The sequence below is a fragment of the Acidisarcina sp. genome (assembly GCA_035539175.1).
GTDB lineage: Bacteria > Acidobacteriota > Terriglobia > Terriglobales > Acidobacteriaceae > JANXZS01.
In genome coordinates this window covers 1-12,307 of record DATLIY010000009.1, presented here as the reverse complement: position 1 = coordinate 12,307, position 12,307 = coordinate 1, and the positions used below count along the sequence as shown (strand labels likewise).

9 protein-coding genes are annotated in these 12,307 nt (G+C 56.0%); 5 read left to right on the top strand and 4 right to left on the bottom strand.

The window, feature by feature from the left end; all coding sequences use genetic code 11:
- The first annotated feature begins 22 nt into the window (after positions 1-22).
- Together VM554_11705 and VM554_11700 are read left to right on the top strand one after the other, a co-directional pair.
- Positions 23-367 (top strand): STAS domain-containing protein, encoded by a 345-nt coding sequence (locus VM554_11705; protein HVJ09038.1) that lies wholly within the window; start codon positions 23-25, stop codon positions 365-367.
- Positions 368-521: 154 nt separating this feature from the next.
- Positions 522-1,184, top strand: a complete 663-nt coding sequence (locus tag VM554_11700) for a DUF4230 domain-containing protein (GenBank protein HVJ09037.1) — start codon at positions 522-524, stop codon at positions 1,182-1,184.
- A 38-nt stretch (positions 1,185-1,222) separates the two neighbouring features.
- Here VM554_11700 and VM554_11695 read toward each other — a convergent pair whose 3' ends face one another.
- On the bottom strand, positions 1,223-2,635 hold the full coding sequence (locus VM554_11695; protein HVJ09036.1) for a cytochrome P450: 1,413 nt from the start codon (positions 2,633-2,635) through the stop codon (positions 1,223-1,225).
- A gap of 7 nt (positions 2,636-2,642) precedes the next feature.
- Positions 2,643-3,305, bottom strand: coding sequence for a dTMP kinase (gene tmk, locus VM554_11690; GenBank protein HVJ09035.1), 663 nt, complete (start codon positions 3,303-3,305; stop codon positions 2,643-2,645).
- 308 nt (positions 3,306-3,613) lie between these two features.
- Between tmk and VM554_11685 the strand changes: the two genes are divergently transcribed.
- On the top strand, positions 3,614-4,537 hold the full coding sequence (locus VM554_11685) for a DUF3034 family protein (protein HVJ09034.1): 924 nt from the start codon (positions 3,614-3,616) through the stop codon (positions 4,535-4,537).
- A 26-nt stretch (positions 4,538-4,563) separates the two neighbouring features.
- On the opposite strand, the gene recJ is transcribed toward VM554_11685, so the two are convergent.
- Both recJ and VM554_11675 read right to left on the bottom strand, forming a co-directional pair.
- Entirely contained in the window at positions 4,564-6,330 is a 1,767-nt protein-coding gene (gene recJ / locus VM554_11680) for a single-stranded-DNA-specific exonuclease RecJ (GenBank protein ID HVJ09033.1), read from the bottom strand.
- A complete protein-coding gene (locus tag VM554_11675; GenBank protein ID HVJ09032.1) occupies positions 6,327-6,809 on the bottom strand; it encodes a hypothetical protein in 483 nt (160 codons plus the stop codon). Before VM554_11675 ends, recJ begins: the two co-directional genes overlap by 4 nt.
- Positions 6,810-7,014: 205 nt before the next feature.
- Here VM554_11675 and VM554_11670 point away from each other — a divergent pair, with 205 nt between their 5' ends.
- Both VM554_11670 and VM554_11665 read left to right on the top strand, forming a co-directional pair.
- Positions 7,015-10,296: a glycoside hydrolase family 2 TIM barrel-domain containing protein gene (locus tag VM554_11670; GenBank protein ID HVJ09031.1), complete on the top strand. Its 3,282-nt coding sequence runs from the start codon at positions 7,015-7,017 to the stop codon at positions 10,294-10,296.
- Positions 10,297-10,954: 658 nt separating this feature from the next.
- On the top strand, positions 10,955-12,202 hold the full coding sequence (locus tag VM554_11665; GenBank protein HVJ09030.1) for a carboxypeptidase regulatory-like domain-containing protein: 1,248 nt from the start codon (positions 10,955-10,957) through the stop codon (positions 12,200-12,202).
- The last annotated feature ends 105 nt before the right edge of the window (positions 12,203-12,307 follow it).

Below are 12,307 nucleotides of genomic sequence, written 5' to 3'. Positions count from 1 at the left end.
GGAGGATTTCCACGTGAGCAGCATGAAAATCAGTACCCGTCAGGTAGACGGAGTCACGATTCTAGACCTTAGCGGCCGTATCACACTGGGCGAGGGCAGCGTTCAGTTACGGGATGTCGTCCGCGATCTGCTGTCGAAAGGTTCTAAGAACATTCTGCTGAACCTCGGGGATGTCAACTACATTGATAGCTCGGGCATCGGCGAGCTTGTCAGCGCATTTACCACTGTCCGCAACCAGGGTGGGGAATTGAAGCTTCTCAACCTGACAAAGAAGGTGCATGACCTTCTTCAGATTACCAAGTTGTATACCGTCTTCGATATCAAGGACGATGAAGCAAGCGCCATAGCGGCATTTACGAAGGCATAGATTCCCGGCTCACGAATGATTCCTGGAGGCTGCTCGTGCGGGCAGCCTCTTTCCATTTGCGCAGGGACCCGTCTTTCATCGCCAGCCAGGATCGGATGGATCGGTTCTAGTTGGCTCTAAACGTGGCGCAGGCACGAATATTCTGATCAAACCGATGGACGCAACTTCCAATTCGTATACTCGCGGCCGATCCGGGATTCGATGGGTCGCCGCAGTCCTCCTGATTCTGCTGGGCGCCGGTCTGGGTGCGGTCCTGCTTGGCGTCTTTGCTCACAATGCGCAGCAGGGAGTGTGGGATCACCTTGCCTCCCTCGCCACGGGCAGGAGCAAGACGGAGTATCGATCGCAGCCCTCCGTGGTTGAGAAGATTCAGCAGCTCCGACGCCTGGAAACCGTGGTTTATACCATGGACAAGGTGGTCGAGGGTGACCGGGAGAGCCTCATCCTGCCGGATTTTCTTGCGGGGGATAAGCTGCTGCTGGTGGCTCATGGAGAGGTTGTCGCCGGCATCGACCTCGGCGGTCTGAGGCCCTCGGATGTGGCGATTACGGGCCGGAAGATCCACGTACACCTGCCTGCTGCGCAGGTATTCACGTCCCGGCTGGATAGCGCGCAGACCCGTGTCTATTCACGGACAACCGGCCTGCTGGTCTCCGCGGATTCGAATCTCGAATCGGAGGTTCGCCAGAAAGCGGAGCAGCAGATCCGCGAAAGCGCGTTGGCTGATGGAATTTTGGACAAGGCCACGCAGAACGCACGAAGCACGATCCATTCCATGTTGCTTAGTCTGGGTTTCGACGCGGTTGAGGTGGACTGAGCGATTCTGACGGGCTATAGGCTCGCCGGCGTCGGAAGTCAGCTTCGTCTCTGGCGGCGCTCCGGGATGACGCGGATGGAGGACCTGGGGCGAAGAGTGATCTTCGGTTGAACCTCGATGTGCTGACCCGGTACGAGGTTCAGTTTCCATTGCTGGCCCAGAGTAGCAAGAATCAGGACTCCTTCCATCCACGCAAAGGCCTCGCCGATGCATTGACGGCTTCCTCCTCCGAAGGGGAAGTAGGTGAACTTCTGCCGGGCCAACTTTTGTTGCGCTGTGAAGCGCTCGGGATCGAAGCGCAACGGATCAGGAAAGTGTTCCGGGCTGCGGTGCATGATGTATTGGCTGAAGAAGAAATACGTTCCGCTGGGGAACCGATAGGGACCAAGCTCTACATCCCGGATTGACTGACGGCCCATGGCCCACGCCGGCGGATAGAGTCGCATCGATTCCGCCAGCACCATCTCCGTATAGCGCAGCCGGGGCAGATCGTCGATCGTGGCAAGGCGGTCGCCCAGAACCTCATCGAGTTCCGCGTGGAAGCGCGCCTCCGCCTGCGGATTCTGCCCGAGCAGCAGCCATGTCCAGGCAAGGGCATTGGCCACCGTCTCGTAGCCTGCCAGAAAAATTGTGAGGACTTCGTCGCGCAGTTGCGTGTCCGTCATCCCGCTGTGATCCGATTCTTCATCGCGTGAGCTGAGAAGCATGGAGAGCAGATCGCCGCGATCGACGCCCAGCTTGCGATGCTCCTCGATCATGCGGTACACCACCGCGTCCAGGCGTGCTTTTGCCTTGCGGAAACGCATGAGGCCGGGCAGCGGAAGGGGGAGCAACTTCTCGGCCCACGGCAGAGCGACGAGGAAGTGATACAGCCCCATGATGACATTCACTTCGTCGTTGATCTGCCGCACATCGTCGGTTACATCGGTGTCGAAGAGGGTGCGTGCCACCACCTGCAGGGCGAGTTGCATCATCTCTGCGGCGATATCGATCTCCCTGCCGTCTTGCCACTGCTCCCGCATCTTCGCCGCGCGATCCACCATGATGGCTCCGTAGGATTGAATCCGCTGGCGATGAAAAGCCGGGGCCGCGATTCTCCGCTGGCGTCTGTGGATTTCACCATCACTGGTGATCAGGCCATCGCCAAGCAGGATCTTCATGCGCCGCTGGGTGCGCTCCTTGATGAAGTTCTGCGGCTGGTTCACCAGAATTTCGCGAATGAACTCCGGCTCGTTGAGGAAGATGATGTCGCTCCCGAGCAGGCGGTAGTGAGCGATCCTTCCATAGGTGGCCACCAGGTGCTGAAAGAGCAGGATGGGATTTCCGGGGCGGAAGAAGCGGCGGGTTAGATAAAGAGGCAGATTGAGCTTGAGCCCGGGAGGGAAGCGGTAGGCCCCGCGTTCCCTGACGATCCAGTTTTGCTGCGAAGAGGAGGGTAAAGTAGCAGCCATAAGTCCGCTAAGCGCCGCTGGAGGTTCGCAAACGCGCTGCTACTACGGATACGATACGTTGGTGGATTTCTTCAATGGACGCGTCTCCATCGATTACGACCACACGCACAGGCTCACGTGCGGCAATCTCACGATATTTGTCAAAGACACGCTGGTAAAACGCGTGGCCCTCGCGCTCGAAGCGTCCCTCGTCGGCCCCATTCGCGGTCATACGCTCGTTGCGCCGTCTAGCTCGTGCCAGGGAGGCAGCAAGGTCGGGTAGAAGAAGGATTGTGAGATCGGGCATCAAGCCGCAGCACATGATTTCGTGCAGCCGCAGAACGATTTCGCTGCCCAATTCACGGCCACCGCCCTGGTAGGCCTCAGTGGAATCGGTAAAGCGGTCGCAGACAACAATGTTGCCCACATTCAGGGCAGGGCGGATCACCTCAGCGAGCGCCTGTGCACGATCGGCAAACATCAGGCCCAACTCCGCCATGGGCGCAGGGCTCTCCGATTTGCTGTCCAGCAGCAAGGTGCGAATGCGGTCTCCAATGCGAGTGCCCCCGGGTTGGCGGGTAACGAGGACAGGCTCGCCTCTCGCTTCCAGCCAGCGAACGAGGAGACGCAACTGTGTGGATTTGCCGGAACCATCCAGCCCTTCAAATGTCAAAAAAAAGCCCCTGGGCATGGCGCGAGTGTATCACCGGAGGCTGGGCCAGGTGTCCTGGCAGCCACGGGCTGGAGCATTATCCAAGGTTGACAGCAGTCCTTTCCGCGGCTAAGAATCTTCGATGAATTGGGATTCAATCGTTCATAGAAAATGTCAGCGCAGGGCCCTTCGATGGTGCAGAATTTCTTGACTCGCGAATCGTTCACGGTGGCCTTCGCACTGACTGCCTGTCAGTTCCGATTCCGGCGCTCCGGAAAAAAGCTTTCCCCAGCCGACACATCGGATTATCCTCAGACGACCATTTCCAGGACTCCAGGAGCTTTCCCGTGCCCCAGGTGAATTTGTTTGTTACTCGTGCCTCCTTTTTTGCGAGCGGTCCAGTTTCTCTTTGCCGGGTTGCGCTGATTTTTACCGCAATCTTCGCGCTGTGCGGGTCGCTGTCTCAGGCACAGAACACCACGCTCGAAGGGCAAACAGGTGGCTTTATTACGCCCACTGCTTACATTGTTCCCTCAGATGCGGGCCATCGGTTTTCCCACCCCGTGGTGGCGTTCCACTTCATCTCCGCAGGAGATGTGATCGGGGATGTCTACACGATCTCGGTGACGGAAGGCCTATCGAATCGTGTTGAAGCCGGATATACCCGCAGCTTTCACAGCAATGGTGAAAATCCCTACTTCAGCCCACTTTGGTTTTATGACGGATTCAATGTCGTGCATGGCAAAGTGAACATTATCCCGGAGACGGCCAAGGGACATGCATGGGTGCCAGCAGTCGGGATAGGCGGCGTGTATCGCAATGGGGTTCACTATGTGAGCGGCGCAATCGCCAGAAAGTCCTATGACAACGGCGATGTGTATATTGTGGCGACGCGGACGCTTCGCATGACCAAACCTCCCCTTCTCCTGAATTTTGGTTATAAGGGGACAAACGCCTCCATTTTTGGAGTAGGAGGTAATTCTCCTGATTTTGTAGGCAAATTTTATGGAGGGCTTGGCATCGGGTTGCCGCTGGGTCACGGGCTGATTGCGGTTCCGGCAGCCGGATTCACGCAGGAGCCCCGCAGAGTGAAGAATCTGCCAGCTGCGGATATTCCCACAACGATGGACTATGCTGTGCGCATCACGCAGCGGGAGAATCCCCGGTTCGCCTTTGATGCTGGAGTGGGGCAGGTGGCCGGCAGAATTATGCCCGGTGTAAATCTGCACGCTCGCTCCGTCTTCGGGATGGGGCTCACCTACAAATTCTGACCAGGAAATTCGCAGCCAGGTGTTCTCTAGGCCTCAGCAGGTTCCATGCCGACGATCTCAAGCTCCAGGCCGCCGAAATTGGGGTGTTCGTTGCGGCGTAGGTGGTATGCGATATGGATGACGCTACCTCTCGCCAGATCCATCTCGGCTGCACGTTCCGCCCAGTTCCAGCCGACGGCGGAGATGCTCCTGCCTGCGGGACCATCCTCCAGCGTTAGGCGAATGTGCTTTTCCTTCATAACCCGAGGATCGGTTGCCAGGCGAACATTTCGCGCTAGAAAAGTTGGCTCTGGATTACCCATGCCAAAGGGCTCGAATTGGCGCAGCCACTGGTAGAGTTCCGAAGTAAGACTGCCGAGCGCAAGAACGCCGTGGCACTCTACGGTTTTGGCTGGAATGCCGGGTTCGAGATGTTCCGAGGCATAAATGGCCAGCCTTTCGCGGAGTTCGCCAACGCGCTCTGTCGGTAAAGAGAAACCAACCGCATGCTCGTGACCGCCGAAGCGCGAAAAGAGTTCCGCGCAGCTCTCGATTGCCTCCAGCAGGTGGAAGCCCGGCACAGAACGCCCGGAACCATAGGCCTGTCCGTCCTCGACTGCGATCACAATGGCTGGCCGCGCGGTGCGATCCACCACCCTTGAAGCCAGGATACCGATGACCCCGCGATGCCAGTCCTGGCCGTCAACCACAATGCATTGCGCTTCGCGCAGACTGGAATCCTCAGCAAGCCTTTGTTCAATCTGTTCGAGCGCCGCCAGTTCGCTTTGCTTGCGATCAGCGTTGAGCTGCTCCAGCTTTGCCGCGAGTTCGGAGGCGCGTGCGGCATCGCGCGTAGTGAAGAGCTCCACCACATCGGAAGCAACATCCATGCGGCCCGCAGCATTGATGCGCGGTGCGATGCGGAAGGCGATGTCAATGGCGGTGAGCGGGCGTTGTGCGGGATCCAGTTTGGCCTGCTCCATCAGAGCACGCAGCCCTGCTCCGACCGGCCTTTGCAGTTGTTGCAGGCCAAGGCTGGCGACAACCCTGTTTTCTCCCAGCAGGGGAACAGAATCGGCAACCGTGGCGAGGACAAGCATCTTGAGAAAGGAGGGAAGAATCTTTGCGCGGGTGCGTTCCCGGTTCTCTGCCTCCAGCAGCGCCTGCGACAGCTTGAATGCAACACCGGCGCCACAGAGGTGCTTGCAGGCATACTCGCAATCCGGCTGATTGGGATTGAGGATGACCAGAGCGCGGGGCAATTCCTGAGCGGCCTCCGGCAGGTGGTGATCGGTGACGATCAGGTCCAGGCACAAGCGTTCGGCAATCTTTGCCTCGGAGAATGCACGAATGCCAGTATCCACGCTGATGACGAGACGGACTCCGTCCGCGAAGGCCGATTCGAGCACACTGCCTTGCATGCCGTAGCCCTCGCGAAGGCGATGCGGAACGTGAAAGCGCACTTTGCCGCCAAGCATCTCGATTGCCGTCTTTAGCAAAACAACGGCAGTGGTGCCATCGACGTCGTAATCTCCATAGATCAGGATGAGTTCTTGATTGCGAATCGCGGCCTGCACGCGGCTTACTGCGGCCTCCATTCCGAACATCGAATAGGGATCCAGCAGATCATCGAGTTGCGGATGCAGAAAATGCTGAACCTCTTCCGCAGTTTGAACTCCGCGATCGAGCAGCAGTTCCGCAATCAGAAGCGGCGTGGCCGCGGCGGCTGCAAGCTCGGCAGCGCGTGCGGCATCGATTTCCGGCAGGAGCCAACGTTGTTTTCCGGCTATCGCCGGCAGATTCGCGCTGCTCACTGAGCTTCGTTTTCGTCCTCGCCATCGCCGGAATTAAAGACGATGTCGCTGAACCCTTCCATTTTCTCCAGAAGCTGCTGGTAGTGTTCATACCACGGGGTTGAAGTTTCATGGAGGAACATGATGCCCTGGTGCGCAAAACCGAGCTGGACGTAGCCGATCTTCCCTACGCAATTGACCAGCAGGAGTGCTTCCTGAATCTCCGGCGCATCTTCGTCGGGAAAGTTCTGATCGCGTAACTGCTCGACGAGCAGCTCCAGATCATCCTTTTCCAGGGTCACTTCGCTCATGGTCAGGAATGGGGCGGAGGCAGCGGTTGCCAGCTCGACGAAGTCCTTCCAGCTGTCGGGATTGCCATTGTCTTCCCATTCCACGCTGGGGATATCTTCCGTGACAAAGCCGGGAAGGCGCCGCATTCCGTGGCCTTCAATGAAGGCCACCATATCGTCTTTGAGGATCGTTAAACTCTCAGGTTGCATGTCAAAACCCATTGTCGCAGATGGGCGAGTCTACTCCATCGCGAAATAGGGGTAAAGGCGGTTCCTGGTCGAATCAGCCATCCCGGCGTAGGAATTCCCGGCGAAAGCTGCCTTTGGAAATAAATCGTTAGAGCGCAGCAGCAAGAGTCTGTAAGCGATTACACTATGGAGTTCCCGTGATCCATAGAAAAAGAAGGGCTTTCTGATGATGAAGCGCGGTCTATCGACGAGTATTGTTCGCTTTTCTCTCGTTATCTTTCTGCTTGGTTTTGGCTTGTCGCCGAGGATGCGCGCACAGTCTGTTCCCTCCGAGATTGAAAACGAACAGCTGCTGGGGATCAACAAACAGCCATATCACGCGACCCTGATGCCCTATCCGGATCGTGCAGAAGCGGTGAAGGCCAACCGTATGGCTTCCACCTGGGCTCGCAGCCTCAATGGTCTGTGGAAATTTCACTGGGTTCCGCGGCCAGAAGAGCGGCCGGCGGATTTCTACAAGACATCGTTTGACGTTTCGACATGGAAGACGATTCCTGTGCCCTCGAATATGGAGGTCGAGGGATATGGGACACCTTTTTATCGCAACAACGGCTATACCTTCCAGAAGGATTGGCCGCGCGTAATGAGCGAGCCGCCAAAGAATTTCACAGCCTACAAAGAACGCAATCCGGTGGGCAGTTATCGCCGCGATTTTGAGGTTCCCGCGGCTTGGAATGGGCAGCGGATCTTCCTCACTTTCTCCGGAGTCGACTCGGCCTTCTTTTTGTGGGTGAACGGGGAAAAAGTCGGATTTAGCGTGAATAGCCGCAATCCAGCGGAGTTCGACATTACTCCTTATGTGAAAGTTGGCCAGAAGAATATGGTCGCCATTGAGGTTTACCGCTATTCCGCTGGCAGCTATCTGGAAGATCAGGACATGTGGCGGTTGAGCGGTATCTTTCGTAATGTCACGCTCTGGAGCGCGCCCCAGGTTCATATCCGTGACTTTGCGGTAACGACGGAACTGGACAGCCAATATCGCGACGCGGTGCTCAAGGTATCCGCGAAGATCCACAACTTCTCCGACGCAGACACAACTCCGCGCCAGTTGACCGTAGAACTGACAACAAAAGCGGGCAAAGCGATCCCCGGTGCGGCGGCCATGGTTGCCGTGCCTGCCCTGAAGGGCGGAGAGGAGAAGGAAGTATCTGTATCCATACCAGTTACGAATCCTGAGAAGTGGACGGCGGAGACACCAAACCTCTATACAACGGTCCTGAAGCTTCAGGAAGGAAAATCCACAGCTGAATACCTGTCATCCCGCACCGGCTTTCGCAAGATCGAGATCAAGGACGCAGTGTTTATAGTCAACGGCGTCCCGGTGAAGCTTAAGGGAGCAGATCGTCACGAGAATTGGCCCGATACTGGCCACTATGTCACGGACGAAAGGATGGTTCGCGACCTCGAGCTTCTGAAGCAGGTGAACGCGAATCATGTGCGAACCTCGCACTATACAGATGATCCGCGTTGGTATGAACTGGCCGACGAATACGGCATCTATCTCGTCGCCGAGGCGAATGTGGAGTGCCATGGATACTATGGCGTGCTGGATCACGAGCCGAGATTTGAAAAAGCGATTGTCGATCGCAATGTGGCCAACGTTGAAAACCTCAAGAATCATGCGTCGGTTGTGATCTGGTCCCTGGGAAATGAGTGCGGCGGCGGGAGCAACTTTCGAAGTGCACTCAATGCCGTCAAGCAACTGGATTCGACGCGCCTCACACACTACGAACCGTTCGGCGGTGGAGAGAAGTTGCCCGCGGATATTGAGAGCCACATGTACACCAACGTGGCGGATCTGGAGAAGGCCGCACGAGATTCAAATCGAACCAAGCCCTTCTACCTCTGCGAATACGCACATGCCATGAATAATTCGATGGGCTCAGTAGGGGAATATAACGATCTATTTGATAAATATCCCAAGCTGATGGGCGGCGCCATCTGGGAGTGGGAGGACCAGGGGCTGTGGAACAGGCGTGATCCCAAACATCCCTTTCTAGCCTACGGCGGAGGCTTCGGCGAGGTCCCCAATGACCACTACTTTATTCATAAGGGAGTTGTCTTCTCTGATAGAACTCTGAAGCCGCACTATCCTGAATTGAAACGCGTCTACCAGTGGGTGAGCTTTGACGCGCAGGACGTGGCGGCAGGCAAGTTTCAAATTCGCAATCGATACGCATTCACCAATCTGAATCAGTTCCTCGCGTCGTGGACACTCAGCCAGGATGGCAGCGTAATTCAGCATGGCTCACTTGGCCAACTCGACGTGGCTCCTGCGACAACCCGCGACGTTACGGTTCCTTTTGCGAAGTTTGTTGCAAGGCCGGGACGAGAATATTTTCTACAACTCTCCTTCAAGCTGGCGAAGGACGAACTATGGGCGAAGGCAGGTTATGAGGTAGCTACAGCGCAGTTCCAATTGCCGGTGGAGTCGACTTCTACCGCGATGACTCCAGCGCCCGGCAAACCTCTGCACCTGATCCAGGATGCAAAGCTGATCACTGTGGAGGGCGACGGCTTCAAGGTAGTCTTCGATAGATCACAAGGTGCCATCTCGCAGTTGGTGCGCGATGGTGTTCCGCTGCTGGTCCCGAATGGAGGGCCGCAGCTATACCTGTGGCGCGCTCCCCACCGTAACGACGATCAGTGGGCTGCCAAGGATTGGCAGGCGTATGGCTTGAATGTGCTTCGACCGCAAGTGATCGCGATTACGGCGAGCCAGGTCAGTGCGTCGCTCGTGCGTGTTGAGGCCACGGTGAAGCAGGTGGGCCGTGAGGGATGGTTCGCTACGCACACGGCTTTCTACGACATCTCTGGAGATGGCTCCATCGTGGTGGACAATGCCGTTGTGCCACAAGGCAAGCGAATTCCGCTCGCCCGCCTCGGCGTCCGTATGCGGATGGATAAAAGACTGGATCAATTCAGCTATCTGGGCCGCGGACCGATGGAGAACTATCCAGATCGCGAACGCGGTTCCGATGTAGGACTCTATTCGAGCAGCGTCAAAGAACAGTTGACTCCATATTCCAAGCCTATGGAATGCGGGAATCATGGGGATGTTCGATGGGCAGCGATCCGCGGCAGCAAGCTGCCAGGGTTGCTGGCCCAGAGTGACGGCAAACTGCTTCAGGTCTCGGCCCTGCCTTACACCGATGAGGAGTTGGATGGACCGGAATATTCGATCAATCTTCCGCCTAGCGTTGCAACCGTTGTGACTCTTGACGTGGCAACTTTAGGAGTAGGGTCGAATAGTTGCGGCCCTCGCCCGCTGGATAAGTACGTGCCGTGGTCCGATCCAACGGCGTTCTCCTATGTGCTGCGACTGGTGCCCGCTGGCCACCAGGATTGGGACAGCACCGGGCGTCTTCCGATTCTGAAGGATCGAAAGATGCCATCCCTTGATGCCGCGCCTGTTTCTGTCAACGCCGCAGCTACGAAAGTCCAGTAAATAGCATAGATAGTTGGCAAATTCGCTGAGCGAGCCGGTCATTCTTCAGCGGTGACTGGCTTCCGGCGAAATTTCTGTGTGCAGCGGTGAGTAGAGATGGGGACGCACACGCAGGCTCGCGCGTTGTCTCCGTAGCACGACTGATCGCAAGCAATAGAAAGCAGAAAATAGCGACTGCCACGGGTAGCATCCCAGGCCGCCGATGCAGTGGCTAGCCACTCGAATGGCTTGCGAAAGAAGCAACAATATAGTTGGCTTTACTAGGCTATTTGTCGCAAATGTCCTTTAAAACGAAAGCAAACAGTATTGACAATTTACTTTCTATAAATCTAATCTTTCGTCCATCGTTGATATGGGAACGCTGCCATAAGGCCTGAGCTCAAAGTGCTGGGGCAGACTTTTTAGCAGCGGCCGTGTAATCGATTACACGTCTACCACTAAAAAACGATTCTTCCATCAGCGGTTCACGAGATTTCGTGTGCCAAACGTATCATCTCTTGGGCTCAGGAACGGTATTGGTGAGCGGACACCGGAAATGAGCCTTTCATAGGCCAGTTACATGAGGAATTAGATGAAAGTAGAAAGAAAGTTCGTTCGATTTCTATTGTGTCTATTTCTCTGCTCGACAGCTGTCTTCGCACAGCAGTTCACAGGGAGAGTGACTGATTCGACGGGAGGGGTTCTTCCCAAAGCAAAAATCATCGTTCATAACGTGGAGAAAAATACTGACGTCACAACTACGACCACCTCTACGGGTGACTTTGCCGTACCGTATCTGACGCCCGGCGTCTACGACGTATCCGTCGAAGCGCCGTCCTTCAAAAAGGAGATCCGTTCTCACATCACTTTGGAGGTCGGTCAAACCGCGACTCTAAACTTCGCCCTTACAGTGGGTGCTGTATCTGAGTCTGTCGTCGTGAATTCCGACGGGGCCATTCTCGACTACGGGAAAGCGGATCGCGGTGAGGTCGTAGAGAATACGCGTGTTACTGAATTGCCGCTCAACGGCCGCGATCCTGGAATGCTCTCGATCCTGAATGCAGGCGCTATCTGGACAGGCAGCATTCAATGGCAGCGTCCTTTTGACGACACCCAGGCGAATCTGTCCATCAATGGTGGTGGCTCCGGCAACAACGAGATGATGCTTGACGGCGTAAGCAACGAGTCTGCTGTCGGCGGCAACTCGAAGATTGCATATGTTCCGCCGGTCGATGCCGTTCAGGAATTTAAGATCGTCACCAATCCGTATGACGCGCAATATGGCCGTGCTTCAGGTGGCGTCGTGGATATGACTTTGAAGTCGGGTACGAACCGGGTGCATGGCGACATATATGAATTTGCTCGTCGCTCCTGGCTGGATGCGAATACCTGGCAGAATGACTATCTGAACAGCGTCAACCACACGAATCGATACGCGAAGTCCCAGCACAAACTTGACCAGTATGGCGGAGAGCTGGACGGTCCAGTCTTTATTCCTAAAGTCTACGATGGCCGTAACAAATCGTTCTTTGTCTTGCAGTATGAGAACTGGAACGAGAAGGTTCCGAATTCGCTTGTCACAAGTGTTCCGGATCCAGCCTGGCTTACCGGAGATTTCAGCAATCTGACGTGGTGGGACGGCAGCAAGTACGCGCCTATGACCATCTACGATCCTCTGACTATTCATGACGACGGCACAGGCCGACTTGTGCGCGACCCGTTCCCTGGGAATAAGATTCCGACGGCACGGATCAATCCTGTTGCGCTGAAGATGCTCTCTTACTATCCAAAGCCGAATTCAACCCCACCGCCTGCCTCGAATCCCTTTGCCAATAACTATGCAACCCCCAATCCTACGACCGATAGATATCGCAATGTTATTGGTAAGTGGGTAAGCGTTTGGTCCCGACCGTCTGGACGCTGGTGATGGATCTGTAGACGATGCCTGTATGGAGCAGAGCATTGTTGCAGGTTCTGAAGTTGGTGTTGGGACCACTGAGCCCCGACGTCGCTGGCGCACGGTTGAAGAGAA

Excerpts from the sequence above, each read along its gene's own strand:
- VM554_11700 (HVJ09037.1), top strand. The coding sequence starts at position 522 with ATGGACGCAACTTCCAATTCGTATACTCGCGGCCGATCCGGGATTCGA.
- tmk (HVJ09035.1), bottom strand. The coding sequence starts at position 3,305 with ATGCCCAGGGGCTTTTTTTTGACATTTGAAGGGCTGGATGGTTCCGGC.
- VM554_11675 (HVJ09032.1), bottom strand. The coding sequence starts at position 6,809 with ATGCAACCTGAGAGTTTAACGATCCTCAAAGACGATATGGTGGCCTTC.
- VM554_11705 (HVJ09038.1), top strand. The coding sequence starts at position 23 with ATGAAAATCAGTACCCGTCAGGTAGACGGAGTCACGATTCTAGACCTT.
- VM554_11695 (HVJ09036.1), bottom strand. The coding sequence starts at position 2,635 with ATGGCTGCTACTTTACCCTCCTCTTCGCAGCAAAACTGGATCGTCAGG.
- VM554_11670 (HVJ09031.1), top strand. The coding sequence starts at position 7,015 with ATGATGAAGCGCGGTCTATCGACGAGTATTGTTCGCTTTTCTCTCGTT.